This window comes from Aureibaculum luteum (genome assembly GCF_003449015.1).
Classification (GTDB): domain Bacteria; phylum Bacteroidota; class Bacteroidia; order Flavobacteriales; family Flavobacteriaceae; genus Aureibaculum; species Aureibaculum luteum.
The window spans coordinates 58,936-80,510 of sequence record NZ_QRGD01000012.1; the positions used below are offsets into that span (position 1 = coordinate 58,936).

A 21,575-nucleotide genomic window follows, 5' to 3' on the forward strand; every position below is an offset into this window, starting at 1 on the left:
ACATCGGAAAATAGAAATTAAAACATTGAACATGAGAAAGTTAAAATTAATAATTCTAATACTCTTTACGTGTTCAATGTATTGTTTTTCACAAGCAACATATACCATTTCTGGTTTAGTTTCGGAAGCGAATGGAAACGGATTGCCATTTGCAAATGTTTTATTGCTACAATCATCAGATTCTACATTGGTTAAGGGTATTGTAACTTTAAAAAATGGAACGTATACTTTAGATAATATAAATCAAGGTAATTACCTGATCATGTCAAGTATTGTTGGATATCAATCCGCTTACTCAAAACCTATTAACTTAAGTGCTAATTATAAAGTGGAAACCCTTGTCTTAATTGAAGGCGAGGCACTTAATGAGGTTGAAGTGGTAGCTAAAAAGCAGTTGTACGAGCAAAAAATTGACAGGATGGTTATAAATGTATCTAGTAGTATTATTGCTACTGGTTCATCAGCTTTGGAAGTGCTTGAACGTTCTCCAGGTGTTATTGTTAATAGACAGAATAATGCTATATCTTTAGTAGGAAAAAGCGGTGTAGTTGTCATGATAAATGGAAAAGAAAGTTATATGCCTGCATCAAGTGTGGTGCAGATGTTGCAAGGGATGAGCTCTGATAATATTGAATCCATTGAATTGATAACCACGCCACCCGCTAATTTTGATGCTGAAGGGAATGCAGGATTTATAAATATCATATTAAAAACGCGTACAGATGTTGGGCTGAACGGTTCCTATTCGTTTTCTTTTGGTGTAGGTAACGGAAGTGTAACTTCTGATAATATTAGTTTTAACTATAGAAAGAATAAAATCAACATTTTTGGAAATTATTCTTTTTTTAGACAAACTCAAGGAGAACTATTTGAATTTGAGAGGAGTTTTATAAACGAAGATGGTATTCCCGTAAATGTAGCCACAGTATCTGATAGAGATCCAAATCTACGTTATCATAACATTAGGTCCGGCCTGGATTATAAGCTGTCCGATAAATCTGTTATTGGGTTTCTACTTTGGGCAAGTGACAGTAAATGGACCATGGATGCGGCTAATATGAGTCGAGAGTTATTAAATGAAAGTCCAAATTCTTTTATTGAACTAATGAATACGGAAAGAAACCAACACAAACATTTTGGGTCAAATATTAACTTCAAACATAATTTTAAAGACGATGCTTATATCAGTATTGATTTAGATTATTTAAAATATGAAATTGAAAACCCAACAAATTATACCAATAGTTTTTTTGATGAAAATAATAATTTTTTAAGGGAAGAACTTACCAAAAGTGATAAAACCAACCCTATTAACATTACCGTTGGCAAAGCAGATTATAGTGGTCAAATTAGTGATAAAATAAAGTTAGGAATAGGGCTAAAAGCAGCTTTCAATAATTTTAATAATGATGTGGTAGTGGGTGCTTTTGAAGGTCAAAATTTTATCGAAGACCCTGAATTGACCAACATCAGTAAATTAGAAGAACGGATATTGGCAGGATATAGTAGTATTGACTATGCCATAAATGACATAATAAGCCTGCAATTGGGCTTGCGTTATGAACATACCGACTCGGAGTTAAATTCTGACAAACAAGGTAAAGTGGTGGATAGGGCTTTTGGCGAATTTTTCCCAACAGCATATCTCTCGTATAAAGTTAACGATAGTTTAAATTTTAATGCTTCTTATTCAAGACGTATCACAAGACCAACATTTAATGATATGGCTCCATTTGTAATTTTCTTTGACCCAGGCACTTTTTTTGCTGGAAATGCTTCTATCCAACCTGCCATTTCAAATTCCGTTAAGTTCGATGTTAATTACCGGTCTGTGATTCTTTCAGCACAGTATTCCATAGAGGATGGAACTATTGCAAGATTTCAATCCTCTTTTGATGAAGAAAATGAAAGATTGGTTTTTGCGGCGGCAAACATAGACAGAACAAAAATATTCTCCTTAACATTAGGGCTTCCAATAACCGTAACGCACTGGTGGAAAATGCAGAACAACTTTATATATTCAAATACTAAATTTTCAAATACCGTAGATGGCTCACTTTCTAATTTTGAAAAAAACACGATAAATATTAATTGCACGCAGTCATTCACCATGGCAAAAAACCTTACTTCAGAAATTAGTGTAAATTATAACAGCCCAAGTTTAAACAGTTTTATAGGCACTTCCACGTTAAAAAGTATTTTTGGAATAAATCTTGGGATTCAAAAAAAGTTTGGTGATAAATGGGGTACACTCGGATTTAAGGTCAATGACTTGATGGATTCAATGAAATGGGAGGTAACCAACAGTGTTCCTGAGCAAAACCTGAATACAAATAGTACCTTCGATTTTATGAACCGTACCTTTATGTTGACCTATTCAAGAAATTTTGGAAATAAAAAACTAAAATCCGCACGTGAAAGAGATACTGGGGCAGAAGAGGAAAAACAGAGGTTAAATTAGTAATAAAAAAGCCTGAAATATTTAATTTCAGGCTTTTTCTATATTTATTTTTACTACTTATAAATTATACCAACATTGTAACTGGATTTTCAATAAATCCTTTTAATGTTAATAAAAATTGAGCACCAGTAGCACCGTCAACCGTTCTGTGGTCACATGCCAAGGTTAATTTCATTGTATTACCTACAACAATTTGACCTTCTTTTACAATTGGTTTTTGAACAATTGCTCCCACTGATAAAATAGCTGAATTTGGCTGATTTATAATTGAAGTAAAGTCCGTTATACCGAACATTCCTAAATTAGAGATAGTAAAAGTACTGCCTTCCATTTCTTGAGGCGTTAATTTTTTAGTTCTTGCTTTACCAGCATATTCTTTTACTTTTGATCCAATTTGTTGTAAGCTTTGCTCATCGGCAAATTTTAAAACTGGTACCAATAAACCATCTTCAACAGCAACTGCTACACCAATATGTACATGGTGATTTATACGCATTTTATCGTCAAACCACTGAGAATTAACTTGTGGATGTTGTTTCAAAGCCAAAGCTACGGCTTTAACAACCATATCATTATAAGATATTTTGGTATCGGGTACAGAATTGAATTGTAGTCTAAATGCTATCGCATTATCCATATTGAATTCTACATTCAAATAGTAATGTGGTGCCGTAAATTTAGATTCACCCAATCTACGAGCAATCACTTTACGCATTTGCGAGTTAGGTATTTCTTCAAAACTCTCTTCTCCACTTGCCACAAAAGGCATTGCAGATGATCCTGCTTGACTAGGTGTAAAGTTTTCGACATCACTTCTGATGATACGTCCACCAGTACCAGAACCTTTTACTTGTGCTAAATCAATCCCTTTTTCTTGTGCTATTTTTTTAGCCAATGGGGAAGCGAATATGCGTCCACCAGAAGTAGAAGTTGTTACATTTGCTTCTTGAACTGGAGCACTTACTGTTTTTTGAACTTGTTGAGGTGCAGTTTTTACTTCTTCCTTTTTAGGAGCCGGTTTTGCTTCATCTTTTGAAAAAGCACCCGCTTTAATAGCTTCTACTAAGGCAGTTACATCAGTACCTTTATTACCAATTACAGCCAAAGTACTATCAACAAGAGCAGTTTCACCTTCATGAACACCAATATATAGTAAGGTACCATCATAGAAACATTCAAACTCCATAGTGGCTTTATCCGTTTCTATTTCAGCTAAAATATCACCTTCTTTAACTGTATCACCAACTTTTTTAAGCCAAGATGCAACAGTACCTTCAGTCATCGTATCACTTAAGCGAGGCATGGTAATAATTTGAGCCCCCTCTGGGATAAGTGCTTCAGCATTTGTTTGAGCAGCTTCCTTTACTTCAGGTTTTGCTACAGCATCATTATTTTCTTCTTCTTTAGGAGCTTCTGAAGCTCCTTTAATTAAGTCAGAAATATCCTCACCTTTTTCACCTATAATCGCTAATAAAGTATCTACTTTAGAAGATTCACCTTCTTGGATTCCGATATACAATAAAGTACCTTCATTGAAAGATTCAAACTCCATCGTAGCTTTGTCAGTTTCTATTTCAGCTAGTATATCACCTTCTTCAATCTTATCACCTACTTTTTTTAACCATTTAGCAACAACACCTTCTTCCATAGTGTCGCTCAAACGGGGCATATTAATTATTGTTGCCATAAATTTTTATTTAATATTTAGAAACTAATTTTATGAATTAGCTCAAAGTTTTCATTTGTTATTTGAAAATGTAATTTACTCAAATCTTTTTCATTCCACCGCAGATTCAATGTAGGCGGAACTTCTAACTATAATCTGTGTTTAACAAAAGGATAATCTTCCTGTTCATAAACCATATCATATAATGCTTGTTTATTAGGATATGGAGATTCTTCAGCAAATTTTTCACATTCTGCTACTTTCTCTTTTACAGCTTTGTCCCATGATTTTATTTCATCATCAGTTGCATATTTTTCCTTTTTTATTACATCTAAAACTTGAGTAATAGGATCTATTTTTTTATACTCTGCAACTTCATCTTTCGTTCTATAGTGTTGTGCATCACTCATAGAATGTCCTCTATATCTATATGTTTTAACCTCTAAAAAGTAAGGGCCATCTTTTCTAGCATGTTCAATAGCTTCATACATCGCTTCCGCAACTTTAACAGGATTCATTCCATCAACAGGTTTACTAGGCATATTATATCCTAAGCCTAACTTCCAAATATCTTCATGATTTGCAGTACGTTTTACAGATGTACCCATGGCATAACCGTTATTTTCTACTACAAAAACTACAGGAAGTTTCCATAACATTGCCATATTAAAGGTTTCGTGTAAAGAACCTTGTCTTGCAGCACCATCACCAAAACATGTTAGAGTAACAGCATCGTTTCCTTTGTACTTATCACCAAAAGCAATACCTGCACCTAATGGAATTTGACCACCAACAATACCATGACCACCATAAAAACGATGTTCTTTAGAAAAAATATGCATAGAACCACCCATACCATGAGAAGTTCCAGTTTCTTTACCGTATAACTCCGCCATAACTCTTTTAGGATCTACACCCATTCCAATAGGTTGTACGTGATTACGGTAAGCTGTAATCATCTTATCCTTTGTTAAGTCCATAGCGTGTAAGGCACCTGCCAATACAGCTTCTTGACCATTATAGAGGTGTAAAAAACCTCGAACTTTTTGCTGAATATAAACAGCTGCTAATTTATCTTCAAACTTTCGCCAAAAAAGCATGTCTTTGTACCAATTGATGTAGGTCTCTTTAGTTATTTCCTTCATGTTGTTTTAAAGTAATAGTTACAAACGTAGTTACAAAAATACTACTTTAGATGTAGTTCTAAAAGAAACATGTGATTTTTGTTATATTTCTTTTATTCAGAACTAAAATGAAACGTAATTATTATATTTTTCACAAAAAATGACGCCTTTTATATATGATAAATGAAGTATCCTTATACTAAAACAGGCTGCATATTAATCATTTGATTCATTTTCAGCTGAAAATGAATCGAAAAAGGGAATTTAATAGCAAGTTCACAGTGATCGTGTTCAAATTATTTAACAATTATTATCATTTTCACCATTAGTAGCAATACTAATATCTGATTTATTTTAGTGATTTTATAGATAGAAAGAGCTGTTCAATTACCAATGCCATTTTATGAAGATTTAGGGTTGATAAAACGTCTCCTTTTTTATGATAATTCTTATTTCGGTAAAATGCAGTGTTTGTAATCATTACGGCATCATAATTTAGATTCCAATAGTTTAAATGATCCGAAAAATCGACACCAGGCAACATAGAATTTCCTTTTAAAGATTCTGTTTTTATTATTTTTTTTGAATTAAATAATTCATTGAATTCATCGCTAAATTCACCACTATTTTTATGTTGTACAACGGTTATATAATCGGCCTTGTTCCCATAAATTAGGCTCATTCCAGGGATAGGATTTTCTTGTGAGTTGGGTTTGTCATTGTAGTAACCTATCATTTCTAAGCAAATCATTCCTTTAACGGGAATCTTATTTTCATTTAGATAATTAGCATGAATTGCACTGCCCATTTGAGCTGTTCTAAAAAAAGGTGGCTCTTCTAAGGTATAGGCGACAAAATCAATACGGTAGTTTAATTTTTCTTTTGATAATAATCTTGCCAATTCTAAAATACCAACAACACCACTGGCATTGTCATCTGCTCCAGTATGGTTGCCATACACATCGTAATGAGCACCTATTATAATCCGCTCTTTATTTTCGATACCTATGGAACCTATTACGTTCCTATAGGTTTTGTTTTCAACATCAAAATTTTGAAAAGCGGTAGTGTCACAGACTTTTATAAATTCAGATTTTATATAATTAGCTACACTATCTAATGTTTTTATATTTTTATAGTTTCTTGGTTTTTGAGTATTGGTAATGTTTACTAAATCATTGAGAACACGTACTGTATCTGTAAATTGTAATGTAGTTTTAGTATTGTTTTGAGAATGGGTACAGCTCACAAAAGTGGCCAATAATATTATAAAGCATAGGTTTCTCATAGTTAAACTTTTACATAAAATTATTTGAAATTACAATATCAAAAAACTAATAATTAGCGAATGGTCATTTGAAGTGTGTAAAACCTATATATGAATTAGGGAGCTTATTTTTATAACTTTTCTGAAAGGGTTAATCTTTGCTCTTAAGAATGTAAATTCCATTTTCTTTATATGCTCTTTTCGATCTTCCATTACCTCTCAATTCAATAAAAGCAATTTTTTTCGGGTTTTCAAATTCCTTTTTCGGATAGAATAATTCGATATCAGGGGAGTAGGAACCGAAAGTGCCTGATTTAAAAGTATATGCCTTGAAATTTAAAGTTTCGGACAAATGTAGAAGTCGAAAATAACCTGTACCATTCCATCCGGATCTACTCGTGTTATTGATGTCAAAGAAGGAGCTGTATTCAGGTGATTTTCCTACAAATTTTTCTAAATATATTGGTTCGTTTTCATCTTTCCATTTTTGCCATGGTGCAATTTTGTTTTCTAAGACAATCAGTGAATCTAAACTTTTTTCCTCTTGTTTATATAACTTAAACGGATTCATATAAAAATCATCAAAACCCTTTGCAGATTTAAAGACTGTCCAATTGTCATTAATATTTATATAACAATTTATGTTATCGACATCATAATCATTACCATAAATAATAATATCAGACTTCGCTATATATTCATGAAATACATTGGCTTCAATACTATCATAATTTATAATTTGATGATATTCTTGTTTTGCTTTATTACCAGAATAGATCCAATCCGTATAGTAGTCTTCCTCAAAATTATATCCTAACTTATTTATGTAATCTCTAAAATTCAGACTATCGATTAATTTTCCAACTTTATTAACTTTCCATAAGGTTTTCCAACCTGCGTTATTTCTATCGTAATCAGCATCGTAAATAGTAAAAATATATTCTTTGGTTGCGGTGTTGTAGGAAATAGGGCCATCTAAATTACCATCAATAATTTTATTTATTTGATAGCTTTCTGATGCAACAGTATGATCAGATAAATAGTTGTAATCTCCATACAAACCAAACAAAGAGACACGATCAACTAAATATCTAACAGGGCCTATGTTGCTGTATGTTAGGTATACGGCAAGTACAACCCCTAAAATTTTTAAGGACTTTTTCATATTGATTTTATCCGCAGTAGTATAATTTTTAGATTAAATTACTTTTTAGAAGGTTTTTTATCTGCCCATCTGGTCAATTTCCATTCTTTTTGCTCTAACTTAGAAAGGAAAGTCCAAGCTACAATACGGCTCGATTTATTACCTGTGCCCATCGGAATGGTTTTTACATCTACAGCATTGTATCTATCTAATGTTTTGTAAATTCCATTGAGATTAGATTGTTTAGATACTAAGGTTGAAAACCAATAACAGTTTTTAGCAAATTTTTCACTTTCACGCACCATATTTGTTATAAATTTTGATTCGCCGCCATCACATACCAATTCATTATAAATACCTGCAAAATTGAGTTCTGGTTTTTTTACTTTTTTACCAGATAAATTTTGAACCTTTCGTTTTGAACCTCTTTGAGCATCTTCAATAGTTGCATGAAATGGAGGATTACAAACGCTGATATCCACCTTATCTTCTCGGGTAAGAATTCCATAAAAAATATCTTTAGTATTTTCTTGTAATCTAAAAGTAACTTTATCTTTTAGAGATGGGTTAGAATCAACAATCTGCTGAGAAGATTGTACGGATTTGGGATTAATATCAGACCCAATAAAATTCCATCCATATTCTGTCACTCCTAATATGGGATAAATACAACTGGCACCAACGCCAACATCTAAACAGGTGATTTTGTTTCCTGTTGGAATTTTTCCAAAATTATGTTCGCATAACAAATCAGCCATATGATGAATATAATCTGCCCTTCCAGGAATGGGTGGACATAAATTTTCATCTGGAAAATCCCAATTTTTAATTCCGTAATAATGATGTAATAACCCTTTGTTTAAGATTTTTACAGCTTCGGGGTTTGAAAAATCAACAGAATCGTCGCCATATTTATTTGGTTTTACATGCGTTGCCAATTCAGGATTTGACTGCACCAATGCACTTAAGTCATAGCGTTCTCGGTTTTTGTTTCGAGGATGTAAACTTGACTTTATTGGGTTGGGTTTTTTAGACGACATGTAATGGCTGTATTGTTTATATTAGAATATAGGTAAAATATAATTTGAATTTTGTAAATATCTTACTTCTTTGATTAATTACTGTGTTTTGTGCTCTATTTCTATTTAAATATTTTATTTCTTTTTAGGTAATGATTCGTATCTATATTAAAGAAAAAACTTAAAAGAGGAACATAGAACTTTCTTTGAACAACAATAAATGTTAATTTTCAGTATTACCAAAAGACATTAGGGTTCTTTTAATATCTATGAATCTAATAATAGGAGGGAATTATAAAATAGTTTAACAACTATTTTGGTCTATAGAAGGTTAATCCCTTCTACTTTAAAAAGTTCAGTTACTTTATTCAGTTTCGTATTTAAAGGACACATTGAGATTATTTTCCCATTGAAAACACTCTCAAACTCCATAAGTATCATGTCATTAGAAAGATCACATATAATATCTCCTGGTTTAACAATATCGTCTAATTTAATATTCCATTTAGTAAGCACTAAATTTTTTTGATTTTCTAATTCTGGGGCGAAAACAGATTCAACTTGACCTTTTTCTAGTTTGTATTCATAAGGTACTTGTTGATTTGCTTTATTCGGTTTTCTAGTTGATGAAAATAGTCTTTGAAATAGGGATTTTATCATTAATAATTTATTTTTTAAATTTGGAATTGATCCAAGCATCAAGCATTTCTTTTTTATCAGCTTCGTTATTATATTTTATGTTTACACCAAAGTCAAACCCATTAATTAATCGGTTATACATTTGTTGTTTAATAATTTCTTCACCATCTGGATCATAAATAATAAATTCATAAGTCTGAAAATCAAGCCCATCAATGTTAACTACCATTGTTGCTGAAGTATCGATTTTCATTTCTTGCTCAGTAAATGTATCGTACATTAGTTTTTTTAGAAGTATGTTATTCTCTTCCCATTCTCCGGGATATTCAATTTCAAAAGGCTGTGAAGTAGATTGAAATCTGTTAAACGCGTTTTTTTGGAAACCAATTAGATTTTTTAGACCAGAAATATTAATTTCACTACCTATTTGATTCTCTAAGATCTCTTTACCCTTATTCGTGTCGCTATTACTTTGTTTTTTTGTAGTAACTATCCAGTCATTCGGTATGGTTATAGTCCATCCAATTTCTTTGCTATTGTAAACATTAGCATCATCGATATGTTTATCTGTATTATTTTTTTTACAAGAAGTCATTACTATTAAAATGACCAAAAGTGCTTTTGTATATCTTATTATCATAGGTGTATTGTGTTTTGAGATGTATTGTTTAGAAAAATTAATAGGAGACTAAACTTAAAAATTTTCTAATTTCCGTTTTTGTATTAAAAAAGTTAGGACTTACTCTTATATTCTTAGCTTGTAAAGTTACTAGAACATTTTCGATTTTTAGTTTTTCAAATAGTATTTTAGTAGTATCTAAAGAACCTGTACTAAAATGAACAATAGCGGTTCTTTCATCTCGTTTTTTTGTAGGTGTCACAATTTCAAATCCTTTATCACGGAGTCCTTCAATTAGTAAGTCTGTATTTTCTAACGCTTTCTCATAAATAGTATTGATACCAATCTCTAACAATAATTGAAGTCCTGCAGACCAAGCATTAAAGAGTGAATACGCAATGGTACCGGTCTCAAACTTTCTGGAATCGTCATGATAAGAAAGTTTATCAAAATATGTATCAGCGGCATACATACCTGGTAAAACGGGGGTAATTTTATGTATAACTCGTTTACTTACATATAAAAAACCTGTTCCGTGCATGCCTAATAGCCATTTAAATCCGCAACCTGCCATTACATCAATTTGAAATTTTTCTACATCAATGGGAATCATTCCCGCTGCTTGTGCTGCATCCACTACAAATAGAGCATCATTCATGTGAGCAATTTTACCAATTGCAGCAAGGTCGGGTCTGAAACCACTGTTAAAACGAACAGCTGCAAGAGCTACAATTCGGGTTTTAGCATCTACCAATTTTTCTATGGACACAGGGTCAATACTATTATCGTCATTTATTTTTGCAAATCTAATTTCAACACCTTTCTCTTTTAGTTGTAACCAAGGAAAAATATTATTCCAATGTTCATATTCTGGGATAACAATATTGTCACCTTTTTTTAGATCAACACCTTGTGCTACAATCCCTAAACCAACACCAGTACTTGTTACCAATGCATATTCTTCTGGAGCACCACCCAATAATTTTGAAAGCAACCCACGTATGTTATCACGATCAAATGCTTTTTTACCAACAGGGTTTAATTCTGTTTTTAAATGCTTTTGAAGTCTGTCGTATACCAACGTATTTAAAGGAGTTTGTGAAGCACTGTTCAGATAAACAGCTTCTTTTGTAATTGGAAATAGTGATCGAATTTCTTCTACGGACATAGGTATAGGCTTTCTCTAAATTTTATTTAGTATTCAAAAACATCATGCTTTATATTTTCTGAACCATTCCATGGACGGAAATAAAGTATCCGTTCTTTTTGGCCAATTAGAGTAAACAATTCATCCATAACTTCAGTAGTGTATTGCGATTTACAGCAACCTAATGCTTCTCTTCCTACATTGTAATCATCTTCTGAATAGGGTATTCTATACGTTAAGAATTTCTTATCCGTAGTTTTTAGACTTTCTTTAAACCAACTTGCCATATTCGTTTTTATTTTTGGAGCTGCCTCTAAGTCTTCTTTTAAAACACCAACATAAAGAAGCTGTTTCAATGACTTTGTTTTATTTTTTTGAAAAACTTCAGTGACAATATTACTGACAATACGATGATCAGGATGCCCATAATAACCGCCAGGTCCAAAACTCATAACAACATCAGGTTTGTATTTTGTAAATAAACTATCAATTTTATCGTCAAGCGAAAAAAGATTTTCCATTTGTGCTAATTCACCGTCTGTATAATTCAATAGAATAGGAGGGTTTATGCCTAAGGTTTTTGTAGTACACAATGCTTCTTGAGAACGTACTTTAGCAAGTGAATCTCCAGCAGGAATGTTAGCATGTGGCGATACTCCATTAGACCCGTCAGTTGCCAATACTAAATAAATGTTTACACCTGCCTTGGCATATTTAGAGAGAATAGGTGAGATGGTACTTTCATCATCTGAATGAGCAAAAATAGCCATTATGGTTTTATCACTATGAGATGTTGGTTTAACTTCTTGTTGTGTGTTAATACCCTTATTACAGGAGATTAGTAGTAGCGTAAGACAAATAATTGTAATTATTTTTTTCATTGTATCGACTTTTAGTTTTTAAACTATCAATTGAAGTTGTTTGCGGAAGTAAGGATTGTTATGTGTTTTAAGGAACGAATTTAGCAAATACAAACCGAATAAGAAATCTTTTAGGTTTTTAAAGTACCTATAAAACTAGTAATAAATGAGATACAATTAAAGTTTACTTTTATAATGATATATTTTGCCCAAAAGTCAATAAACTATGATCAGGGTCGAGTACGGAAAACTCTTTTTGCCCCCAAGATTTAATTTCTAATGGTCCATTGGGGTGAATAGTCGTTTTAGAATCTAATAATGAGTCGTATAAACGGTCAATATCATCCGTTCTAATATAAACTTGACCATAATTTTCTTTAGGGTCTAGGTCTTTAAATAAAAAGAAATGAATTTGGATTTGGTCTTTTGTCATCATTAAATACGCATCAAAGTCAGCAGTATCAAATTCTTGAAATCCCAATTTGTTCATGTAGAATTCTCGTGTCACCTTTTTGTCACGCATGGGTAATTTTGGATTAATGTCCGTTAGCATAGTTCAAGTATGGGTTTTATTAATTGTATACAATGTTTTTAGGTATACCAAACTTTCTATTTAAATTTTTTAGCTTATTGTTCATTTTCTACATCTAGAGCCCTAAGAAAAAAATCAAATATTTATTTTCTTTCTGGTCATAATTTATAATTTGAAAGCTTTTTGTCAAACGACCAATTCCCACCGCCTTTGATAATTAAAAACAGACTACCTAAAAGCATGGCCCAATCAGTTCGGCTTGCATGCATCATTACCCAAAACCCATCATTGAATAAAATTGCTGATTTTGTGGTGGCAATTGCAACAAGCATAATAATGAGTGTAGGAATACTAGCTAACCTTGTGAGTAAGCCAATTAAAATCAATACACCGCAAACAATCTCAAACGTGCCGACAAACGCCGCAAGAAATTCTGGTGATGGAAGTCCTATTTTTTCGAAACGGCCTATTCCCCGAATTGAAGGGAAAAGAAATTTTTGAATGCCTTCTGAAAGAAAAACGGAGCCCACCATCAGGCGAATGAGAATGGTTGTTTTTGATGATTTAGTTCTTAGAATTTTTTGAAACATAACTATTTATCTATTTAAACTTGTATTTTCCCAAAAGTGCATATCTGGCACTTTTATTCATGTCTTCTCATCAGCTTTCTTACTGCAACTTCTCCATGACGCAATCTGATATTTTGTAAGAATCACTTTTCATCAGGCAATGTACCAGAACCTACCGTTGCTTCTTTAAACCACACTTCTGCATAGCTTCCATTTGCATATTGTTTTTCTATATCTCCCTCATAGGTTTCTGATTTAGTACTCTTCACGTTAGCTTGATTATAAGCTCCTTGTTTAAAATACTGCATTTCACCAGCATAAGCATTTTTTCGCTCCGTACCGTCACGTCCTCTAGATGCGTATAATGTTAATACTTGTTGAGGGATATCTGAATGAGTTACGAATTCGGAATTCAACAAGTTTTTCGTAAATTTTACAGTCTCATGCATTTCACTAGTAAAAGTCAGATACATTATACCCTTATAAACATTTATTTCATAACTAAATTCCTCTCCTAATTGAATACCATTTTTAGGCTCGTCAGGGTACGACGAAAAACTCGATCCTATAACAGACATATCATCTCCCCAAACAGCCGTTGAATAATCCCATCTTTTTGAATTGTCACCTTCTGTGTTTATTTCATAGTTCCAAAAAACGGAACCTTTTGTATAACCAGGAAATTTTTTATAATAGATTTTTAAAGGTTCATTTTCGTGGCCTTCGTCACTATGAATCTGTCCAACTACTACCGAGTATGAGGAGGGAACTCTCGCATCACCAGTGGTTGAAACATGCATCACTTTTAAGGTGCCTGTCAATTTACCTCCCGTTTCAGGTATCCAGTGTTGTAATTGCCCTAATTCTGTTCTCGTATTGCTTGAAGTACGCGAGGTAATACCAGAATTTGGTGTTTTATATACTACCCAATCCGTTTTTCCATCATTTGAAACATAAAAGAAATTTTTGTGCTCGTAATTTGTTAATTTTTCAGAGCGTGTACCATCCCCTAATAGTATACTCCATTCGTTCATAAACGGAATAACTTCACTTGGGTAAGTAGTGGTTTTAGTTTCTTTATCTTCAGATTTTTTAGTAGCGTTAAAGCAACTAGATAGTAGTGACAAAAGGGCAATCATTAAAAATAGTTGATGAAGTAATTTAGTAATTTTTGTATTCATTTTTGCAATTTTTTTAATGCAGTTTAAGCTTAGCTCTGTTCATTACTTTTTTTCTTTTCGTATAATGCTATTAAACCTAAAATAGGCCCTATGGCTAATAAGGTATAAATATACGCTGGATTCACTAAATCTTGTAAAAAATTAAGAAGCTGAATACTAATTATAGTAATGAAAAAACCAATACTATTTACAATGGTAAGAGCGGTACCTTTTATTTCAGCGGATACATTTTGAGCCACTAGCGTTGAGAAAAGAGGAGAGTCTGCGATAACAACCATTCCCCAAAAAAGAAGAAAAGCAATAAATAGGCTTTCAGACTCTGACATAAAGAGTAATGGTGATAAGAGACAGCATGTACATGATAAGATTAATGATATAGCTGCTATGCGTTTAGTTCCTGCTATACTCACAAGATATCCACCAATTACACAGGCCAATCCACCTATAGCTATAATAGAAAATGACAATAATGGGATGTTGAATACTACATCAGGATGTTGGATGGTATAGGTTTTTAGTATAACGGGTATAAAAGCCCAAAAGGCATACAATTCCCACATATGACCAAAATAACCAAAGGACGCAGAACGAAATTTACGATTTCGAAATACATCAAAACATGCGGAAAGATCCATTTTATTTGCAGATTTTCGGTAGGGGCCATCAGGAACCATAATCAACATTAATAAACCACCAATTATGGCAAGAGATGAAGTTAAGATGATCACAGATTTCCAAGGAAATGTACCGGTCATTTCTTTGGCTAAATGAGGGAATGCAGTACCAATTACTAATGCACCAACTAAAAAACTAAGTGATTTGCCTAATCCTTTTTCATAATAGTCCGTTGCTATTTTCATTCCAACTGGGTATATACCAGCTAGAAAAAAACCTGTAATAAAACGAAGTGAAAGTATACTTGTTAAACTGTTACCATCCCATATTACCCCAGCATTAAATAGGGAGCCGAGTAATGCACAGGTGAAAAATACTTTTGAGGGAGAAAAACGATCTGCAATAGTGAAAATGGCAAAGACCAGCGTACCTAAAATAAATCCGAATTGTACTGCCGAAGTTAAATGGCCCAAAGCACTAGTTTCAAGATTGAAATTCACTATAAGATCGCTCATTACCCCGTTACCAGCAAACCAAAGAGATGTACAGCAGAACTGAGAAATTACAATTATAGGAAGTATGAACTTAGATGGTTTCAAAAATAGTTTTATTCAATGATTGGGCTAATATAAGAAGGTCGCGTAAATATACACTCTGATTAGATTTGCATTTTGGAAATAATGATCGAATATGTTCTACATTCTTAGATTAATCTAAGAGAGTTTCTAAAGCCATTTCCCCACCTAACCTCTTAAGAATAGACATGTTGTTATTTTTTTTCTAATTCTTGATATTTTTTTCTCATACGTTGTAGTACTTCAGTATAATTAGGATCGTTTTTAAAATTTATAAGTTGATTTGGGTCTTTTTGTAAATCATGCAAATACTCATATTGCGGATTTTGTTCATAATAATTGGCATAAACATATCGCTGTTCATGAATTCCAACATATTTAGGAATCTTTTTATGTTCCATTCTGTGCTCAATTAAAAAATCATCTCGCCAATTGGAAATTTCTTCATTATTTAAAATGGGTTGGAGACTTTTTCCTTGATACGATTGAGGTACAGTAACACCGGATAAGTCAAGAATAGTTGCCGTGATGTCAATGTTAAGAGCTGTTTTATTTGATGTTTGTCCAACGTCTTTAGAAGGCATTCGAGGATCATAAATGATTAAAGGCACTCTTAGAGATTCATCATAATGAGACCATTTACCGGCAAAACCTCTATTGCCCATATAATATCCATTATCTGAAGAATAAATAATTATAGTATTTTTATCTAAACCTTTTGCTTTTAGCGATGCAATTACTCTTTTCATAACGTTATCATATCCACTAATCATACGGTAGTAAGCCTTCATGTTTGTTTGGTATTTCTCTTCAGTATCCCACCTCCAAAAATACCGTTCTCTGTTTAATGAATTTTTTAAAAAATCGGGATGATTTTCATATATTTCAGGAGCATTCAAAGTTGGTTTCGGAATAACTATATCTTCATACATGTTAGCAACGGACTGAGGATATGGATAATGGCCTTCATTTCCAGGAGTTAAATTGGCATCTACAGCATGTACTGCATTAAAGCTTATAGAAAGACAAAAAGGATTCTTAGAAGTCTGATTATTAATAAATTCAACAGCATCATCTCCACGAATTTCGGCAGAATGCCGTAAGGTACCATCAGCACGCTTTTCAAAATACGGTGCGTTTTTACGAGAAGGCTTAAAAAAGTCAAACATTTCTTTTATCATGCTATCTTTCATTTCAAGATTCACTCCAAATTTTCCTGTAAAACCAGTAGTGTATCCTGATTTTTTAAGCAACAAGGGATATGAATTAGCGATATATGCTTCTTTAAGTGGTTTTTTACCAAAAGTATAAAGGTGCTTGTATTCATACAATCCAGTGAAAATAGAAGCTCGACTAGCCGCACATATTGGAGAGGTAACAAATGCATTTGTAAACCGAATTCCATTCTTGGCAAGGTTATCAATAGTTGGTGTTTTTACAATTGGATGACCTGCAATGGAGAGAACATCATTACGTTGATCATCGACTAGGATAAATAAAATATTTGGTCTAGTTACATCATCCTTAGTCTCATTTTTACATTGACTAAATAAGAGGGCTATTACTGAGTAAAAAAAAAGTTTCAATATGTTTTTCATTTATTTTACTATTTATATCTTATCAGAAGTTACAGTAATCACATAATCGCCTTCTTTCAAGGAGAATTGTCCAGATTGTAGTCCATCAATCTCATTAGATTGGTTTAGTCCCTGCTTATTGCTAATTGTCACTATTTGTGATTCGGGCACTGGTAATGTTACATTAGCCTTAGTTCCATTTGGAACGGTTATTTCATAAGTATACCTCTCTGATGTCATCTTTTTCCAATTCGATACGATTACTCCATAAGGAGAATTATAAGTACAGTTCACAGCTTCAAGTCCTTCAGGCGTGGTAGGTGTAATAAAAAATTCTTTAAATCCGGGATGTTCAGAATCGGGACGTATACCAGCTAACCATCGATAGTACCATTCAGAAACCGTCCCAAACATTGGGTGGTTATTGGAGTATGTATTATCACTCTCTTTCCATGTTTCCCATATCGAAGTTGCTCCTTGTTTAATCATAAAGCCCCAACCCGGATATGTTGTACTATTTACGATATTAAAAACTGCATTTGGACCGCCGTTTTCAGCTAGTGTTTCTAGGACATATTTAGTGCCAAAAATTCCGGTATTAAAATGCTGAGATGGACCATTTTTAATTGCTGTTAATAGTGAGTCTGTTGCAGCATTAATTTCATCTTTAGGAACTATTTTGTGATAGAGTAACGTTGAAAATAACGTTTGTCTATTAATTTTCCCTATAAATGGTTTGTCCCAAAATTCAGCCCGTACCTGCTTCTTTAATTTGTATGCTAACGCTTCATATTTTTTTACATCTTTCGTTTTACCCATTACACCTGCAAAGGTCTTCATGATATGAGCACATTGCAAATAATGGCTAGTACCTGTGAGTTGTACCGGAACAGGTTCCATTGATTCATGATCGCTTAAACCTTTATCAACAATTCCTTCAGGATGAATCATTGCTACTTTATCCATCCATTTGTTATTTAGACCATAAAGTTCTTTTATAATGTTGGTATCATTGTAGTAGAGGTATAAGTAATATTGTGTAGTCAAGTAAGCTGATTCCCAACTAATGCCACAATATTCTATACCTGTAAATGGTGCGGTATCTACAAAATTTGAATCTTTCATCGCGTCTACCCAATCATAAACTGTTTTACGATAAAAGGATTGCATGTCGAAATTATAAATGAAGGCTTCACTAGTAGCATTTAAATCACCCCCATAGCCAAATTTTTCTCTTGCAGGGCAATCTGATTGAACGCTCACTAAATTTGCCAAAAATGTTCTTTCTGTAGCATCCTGAATCGAATTTAGTAATTTTGAGGAGCTAGAAAAACTATTTTTATTGGTAACATTGGTATGCATAAAAAGCCCCAAAACATCATCCATTTTAGGTTTTACTTTTAAACCCTTTATCTCCATGTACCGGTAAGTGTGGTAGGTGAAATCTGGGCTGAACCATTGCTCTTTTTTATCGCCTATGATATAACTATCGGTTTGCCATGCTATATCTGGTGCACCAGGGCCGCCAACTCCTTTTTTCTTAATTTGGCCAGCTACAGTGGTCATTGGGTTTACACTTCCATCCTTATAAACGCGTTCACCAAACTTGAAAGTAATGGTGTCACCTACAGCACCAGATAATTTAATTTTATAAGTCCCTGTAAAATTTATACCCATATCAACAATCCAATTTCCATTTACTGTAGAAGAAATATCGACTGGAGTTATTTCTTGGGTTATTTCAACAGGAGGGAAAAATGCCTTTACCAGTTTTCCACCAGGAGGACTTCCAATAGCGGCTGCTTGCCATTTCTTATCATCAAACCCAGCGGTGTTCCACCCGTCTAATTCTTTATTGGCATTATAAGAAACGCCAATATAAACACTGTTTTTTAAAATAGGACCTAAAGCATATTGCCAAGAGTTATCAGTAACGATTTCTTTAGATTCACCATTTTTATAACTAATGTTAAGTTTTGCAATAAATACAGGCTTTCCAACCTTAAGATCTTCTCTTAGGTTTCTTCTTCCCCATTTTCTTAAGGGTAATGGGTTATAAAAACCGTTACCAAGTACCACGCCTAAACAATTATCACCATTTTGAATGTGTGAAGTTACGTCGTATTCAGAATAGTATATTCGCTTACTAAAGTCAGTCCAAGCCGGATCAAGAACATTTTTTTTAATACCACTTCCATTAATAAATGCTTTATAATAACCCGCTGCTGTTATACTCAGTGTAGCAGATTTAATGGCTTTATCAGTTTTAAATTCTTTTCTGAATAATGGTGCCGGGTGCTCCAAATAAAATAACGAATCGCTTTCAGGGAGAGCTATACCATCTTCTATCCAAAATGCATTATCATTAAACGCTATTGTTTTCGTTGTTTTTTTTACTGAACTGTTGCATGAAAGAATTAGTAAAAGACAAATTGTAAAAAGTAGTTTTAGTATTTTCATTTTCTATTTCAATGAAGCAGAACAATATCGAATATGAATTAGTTGCTTGTTTAAGCAACTAATTTAGTAAATAAAACATAAGTGTACTTTAGTTTGTCCATCTTAACAATGTTTTTCAATTTTATGACATATTTATATTAAGACACTGATAAATGGGTATGCGTTTTAATACTAGGACACTATATTATTTTAATATTTTTCATAAACCATACTGGTTCTTACGTTAGAAAAACTTTTTGGATAATTAGTATTGTCTTTACTATAGATCACTGTCCCTGACATTTCAATATTTTTAATCTTTCCATTTGTGCTAAAAATGTGTGCATATTCAACAGATTCAATTTGAGGAGCTTTAAGATAATCTTCATCATAAGTACAAAAAACGGAGCTAACATTATTTATGTTTTGCTTACCCATTTTATCATGAATTAAAATATAATCGAGGAAATTTTCAGGATATAGTGGTGTGCGATAAGCAAATTCAGAAAAGTCTACTTTAGTTTTATTATCGTAATTAAAGTTTCTGATATTTTTTATACCAACGTAAGTATCAATTATTTTTAAAACATTTCCATTTTTTATTTGATATTCATATTTTCTTTTAAGTTCATATTTTGATAATTTTTTAGAATAAGATTCAATTTTCGAGATATAACTGTCAACATACGTATATGAAATTGAATCAGTATAATAATTAAGTGTATTTTTTCTCGAATTAAATAGCTCACTTTCTGATTTTATATATTCCACATGATTGTTTTGTAAATGTATAGAACGTTTTATTGTTATCGTATATTCATCACCTAAATCATGCTCTAATAAATTTAGTTCAAACAAATTGTTGCTAATTATATCAACACTATAGACACTTCCATTAGTACTGATTTGTGAAATTTTGTTCGACAGATCATATTTGTAGTTTATACTATGTGTTGGTCTTATACTTACTGCAGACAACGCTTGGTCAGTAAGAAATTGGACCGAGGTCAATCTAAAATTAGTGTTTTCGGTCTCTTTGAAATCATCACCGTTATTATCAGATGAACAAGATAATACTATTGCTGTGATGCAGAAAATAACTAATTTTTTAAATTTCATATTAAGATTAATTTTTTTTTTAGATGCTTAAACAGTACATAACGCACCAAAACGTTACATTATTATTAATTAAACTAGCATTGGTTTCAAGCAAATAATTATGCTAACATATGAATTACTTTAACGTTAGAATTTACAATTAATGCTATGGAATCGGTCATTTTTAATTCCGAGAATAAAAGTAGTACGTTTCAATGAAAAACGAGATTTATATTATATATTTTTTTGCTTTAATATGTTATTCATTGTAATATTGAATATCTCTGGTATATTCAATTTTATTATCAGTTTTCACATTGAAAACCGTAGTTTTTTTTGTCCAGTTTCCATTGTCGTCATAGATGTATGTACTCATTTCTTTAAATCCATCTGTCTGTTTTTCAGATGTAGATTTATCATTAGAAAATAGCAATGAAACTGATTGATTATTAAATTTATTTTCAACTTTAATTAAACTTGATTCATTGTCAAATAACATAGTTTTATTATGACTAGTTGATATTACCTTGACTGCATTTTTTGAATATTCAATTTTTACAGTATCCCTAATTTGATTTTCATAATTGATATTTATAAATGATGTTAATTTATTTTCAATAGTATAGAAGTACAAATATTTATTGATAATTGCATCTTCAGAATCCAATACTATTGTAGAATCTCTTAAGTTATTCGAATAGTAATTTTGGTGGTTGTAATTTGAGACTTTGGAAGATGTTTCTATAAATTTATCCGTTATGTGTCCTTTCTTATTAAATGAGATTCTTTCAGAAAGCGTAGTAGTATTCCCTCTATTAACATGTGTTTTAGAGATTTTACACTCTTTTACATCTCCCTTTAATTCACTTAAAAATAAATCTTTAGAAATTATAGCTGAAATATTTAATTTATTATCATTACAAGACACAAATAGAATAATACATAAAATAAAAATAAGGGTGCTCTTCATAAGAAGTTTATTAAGCATTCGTTTTTTTTTGTCATAGTACTATTATAGATGGGTGATTTTTTAATGGCTCGCA

Annotated in this window: 18 protein-coding genes; 1 reads left to right on the forward strand and 17 read right to left on the reverse strand. The window is 32.2% G+C overall.

Going from position 1 to position 21,575, the window contains the following annotated elements:
* Window positions 1-31: 31 nt before the first annotated feature.
* A complete protein-coding gene (locus tag D3P13_RS20250) occupies window positions 32-2,461 on the forward strand; it encodes an outer membrane beta-barrel family protein (protein ID WP_117885186.1) in 2,430 nt (809 codons plus the stop codon).
* A gap of 64 nt (window positions 2,462-2,525) precedes the next feature.
* Here D3P13_RS20250 and D3P13_RS20255 read toward each other — a convergent pair whose 3' ends face one another.
* The 17 genes from D3P13_RS20255 to D3P13_RS20335 all read right to left on the reverse strand — a co-directional run bounded on the left by D3P13_RS20255 (window position 2,526) and on the right by D3P13_RS20335 (window position 21,502).
* Window positions 2,526-4,148, reverse strand: coding sequence for a pyruvate dehydrogenase complex dihydrolipoamide acetyltransferase (locus D3P13_RS20255; protein ID WP_117885188.1), 1,623 nt, complete (start codon window positions 4,146-4,148; stop codon window positions 2,526-2,528).
* 128 nt (window positions 4,149-4,276) lie between these two features.
* The gene (gene pdhA / locus D3P13_RS20260; protein WP_117885190.1) at window positions 4,277-5,272 is read right to left on the reverse strand and encodes a pyruvate dehydrogenase (acetyl-transferring) E1 component subunit alpha; all 996 of its coding nucleotides are present in this window, start codon (window positions 5,270-5,272) and stop codon (window positions 4,277-4,279) included.
* Window positions 5,273-5,600: 328 nt separating this feature from the next.
* Complete coding sequence (locus D3P13_RS20265; RefSeq protein ID WP_117885192.1) at window positions 5,601-6,539, reverse strand: M28 family peptidase; 939 nt, start codon at window positions 6,537-6,539, stop codon at window positions 5,601-5,603.
* Window positions 6,540-6,669: 130 nt separating this feature from the next.
* Window positions 6,670-7,683: a hypothetical protein gene (locus D3P13_RS20270; RefSeq protein ID WP_117885193.1), complete on the reverse strand. Its 1,014-nt coding sequence runs from the start codon at window positions 7,681-7,683 to the stop codon at window positions 6,670-6,672.
* A 38-nt stretch (window positions 7,684-7,721) separates the two neighbouring features.
* Window positions 7,722-8,702 (reverse strand): 23S rRNA (adenine(1618)-N(6))-methyltransferase RlmF, encoded by a 981-nt coding sequence (gene rlmF, locus D3P13_RS20275; RefSeq protein WP_117885195.1) that lies wholly within the window; start codon window positions 8,700-8,702, stop codon window positions 7,722-7,724.
* A 300-nt stretch (window positions 8,703-9,002) separates the two neighbouring features.
* Window positions 9,003-9,341: a hypothetical protein gene (locus D3P13_RS20280; RefSeq protein WP_157972978.1), complete on the reverse strand. Its 339-nt coding sequence runs from the start codon at window positions 9,339-9,341 to the stop codon at window positions 9,003-9,005.
* A 7-nt stretch (window positions 9,342-9,348) separates the two neighbouring features.
* On the reverse strand, window positions 9,349-9,960 hold the full coding sequence (locus D3P13_RS20285; protein WP_117885199.1) for a hypothetical protein: 612 nt from the start codon (window positions 9,958-9,960) through the stop codon (window positions 9,349-9,351).
* Between the two features lie 37 nt (window positions 9,961-9,997).
* Window positions 9,998-11,107, reverse strand: a complete 1,110-nt coding sequence (locus tag D3P13_RS20290) for an aminotransferase class V-fold PLP-dependent enzyme (RefSeq protein WP_117885202.1) — start codon at window positions 11,105-11,107, stop codon at window positions 9,998-10,000.
* Between the two features lie 26 nt (window positions 11,108-11,133).
* Complete coding sequence (locus tag D3P13_RS20295) at window positions 11,134-11,967, reverse strand: PIG-L family deacetylase (RefSeq protein ID WP_117885204.1); 834 nt, start codon at window positions 11,965-11,967, stop codon at window positions 11,134-11,136.
* 169 nt (window positions 11,968-12,136) lie between these two features.
* Window positions 12,137-12,499 carry a bleomycin resistance protein gene (locus D3P13_RS20300; protein ID WP_117885206.1) on the reverse strand — a complete coding sequence of 121 codons (363 nt, stop codon included), beginning with the start codon at window positions 12,497-12,499 and terminating at the stop codon, window positions 12,137-12,139.
* A 137-nt stretch (window positions 12,500-12,636) separates the two neighbouring features.
* On the reverse strand, window positions 12,637-13,068 hold the full coding sequence (locus D3P13_RS20305) for a DoxX family protein (protein WP_117885207.1): 432 nt from the start codon (window positions 13,066-13,068) through the stop codon (window positions 12,637-12,639).
* Window positions 13,069-13,190: 122 nt separating this feature from the next.
* Window positions 13,191-14,228 (reverse strand): polysaccharide lyase family 7 protein, encoded by a 1,038-nt coding sequence (locus D3P13_RS20310; RefSeq protein WP_117885209.1) that lies wholly within the window; start codon window positions 14,226-14,228, stop codon window positions 13,191-13,193.
* Between the two features lie 29 nt (window positions 14,229-14,257).
* Entirely contained in the window at window positions 14,258-15,442 is a 1,185-nt protein-coding gene (locus tag D3P13_RS20315) for an MFS transporter (RefSeq protein ID WP_117885211.1), read from the reverse strand.
* Window positions 15,443-15,612: 170 nt separating this feature from the next.
* Entirely contained in the window at window positions 15,613-17,016 is a 1,404-nt protein-coding gene (locus D3P13_RS20320; protein WP_117885213.1) for a sulfatase family protein, read from the reverse strand.
* A 12-nt stretch (window positions 17,017-17,028) separates the two neighbouring features.
* Window positions 17,029-19,455, reverse strand: a complete 2,427-nt coding sequence (locus D3P13_RS20325) for an alpha-L-rhamnosidase (RefSeq protein WP_117885215.1) — start codon at window positions 19,453-19,455, stop codon at window positions 17,029-17,031.
* 189 nt (window positions 19,456-19,644) lie between these two features.
* A complete protein-coding gene (locus tag D3P13_RS20330; RefSeq protein WP_117885217.1) occupies window positions 19,645-20,553 on the reverse strand; it encodes a hypothetical protein in 909 nt (302 codons plus the stop codon).
* Between the two features lie 238 nt (window positions 20,554-20,791).
* The gene (locus D3P13_RS20335; RefSeq protein ID WP_157972979.1) at window positions 20,792-21,502 is read right to left on the reverse strand and encodes a hypothetical protein; all 711 of its coding nucleotides are present in this window, start codon (window positions 21,500-21,502) and stop codon (window positions 20,792-20,794) included.
* Window positions 21,503-21,575: the final 73 nt, after the last annotated feature.

What these genes read in the sequence shown, in the direction of transcription:
- D3P13_RS20290 (WP_117885202.1), bottom strand. Translation starts at nt 11,107, where the DNA reads ATGTCCGTAGAAGAAATTCGATCACTATTTCCAATTACAAAAGAAGCT.
- D3P13_RS20310 (WP_117885209.1), bottom strand. Translation starts at nt 14,228, where the DNA reads ATGAATACAAAAATTACTAAATTACTTCATCAACTATTTTTAATGATT.
- D3P13_RS20265 (WP_117885192.1), bottom strand. Translation starts at nt 6,539, where the DNA reads ATGAGAAACCTATGCTTTATAATATTATTGGCCACTTTTGTGAGCTGT.
- D3P13_RS20255 (WP_117885188.1), bottom strand. Translation starts at nt 4,148, where the DNA reads ATGGCAACAATAATTAATATGCCCCGTTTGAGCGACACTATGGAAGAA.
- pdhA (WP_117885190.1), bottom strand. Translation starts at nt 5,272, where the DNA reads ATGAAGGAAATAACTAAAGAGACCTACATCAATTGGTACAAAGACATG.
- D3P13_RS20280 (WP_157972978.1), bottom strand. Translation starts at nt 9,341, where the DNA reads ATGATAAAATCCCTATTTCAAAGACTATTTTCATCAACTAGAAAACCG.
- rlmF (WP_117885195.1), bottom strand. Translation starts at nt 8,702, where the DNA reads ATGTCGTCTAAAAAACCCAACCCAATAAAGTCAAGTTTACATCCTCGA.
- D3P13_RS20325 (WP_117885215.1), bottom strand. Translation starts at nt 19,455, where the DNA reads ATGAAAATACTAAAACTACTTTTTACAATTTGTCTTTTACTAATTCTT.
- D3P13_RS20300 (WP_117885206.1), bottom strand. Translation starts at nt 12,499, where the DNA reads ATGCTAACGGACATTAATCCAAAATTACCCATGCGTGACAAAAAGGTG.
- D3P13_RS20295 (WP_117885204.1), bottom strand. Translation starts at nt 11,967, where the DNA reads ATGAAAAAAATAATTACAATTATTTGTCTTACGCTACTACTAATCTCC.
- D3P13_RS20320 (WP_117885213.1), bottom strand. Translation starts at nt 17,016, where the DNA reads ATGAAAAACATATTGAAACTTTTTTTTTACTCAGTAATAGCCCTCTTA.
- D3P13_RS20305 (WP_117885207.1), bottom strand. Translation starts at nt 13,068, where the DNA reads ATGTTTCAAAAAATTCTAAGAACTAAATCATCAAAAACAACCATTCTC.
- D3P13_RS20250 (WP_117885186.1), top strand. Translation starts at nt 32, where the DNA reads ATGAGAAAGTTAAAATTAATAATTCTAATACTCTTTACGTGTTCAATG.
- D3P13_RS20335 (WP_157972979.1), bottom strand. Translation starts at nt 21,502, where the DNA reads ATGAAGAGCACCCTTATTTTTATTTTATGTATTATTCTATTTGTGTCT.
- D3P13_RS20330 (WP_117885217.1), bottom strand. Translation starts at nt 20,553, where the DNA reads ATGAAATTTAAAAAATTAGTTATTTTCTGCATCACAGCAATAGTATTA.
- D3P13_RS20285 (WP_117885199.1), bottom strand. Translation starts at nt 9,960, where the DNA reads ATGATAATAAGATATACAAAAGCACTTTTGGTCATTTTAATAGTAATG.
- D3P13_RS20270 (WP_117885193.1), bottom strand. Translation starts at nt 7,683, where the DNA reads ATGAAAAAGTCCTTAAAAATTTTAGGGGTTGTACTTGCCGTATACCTA.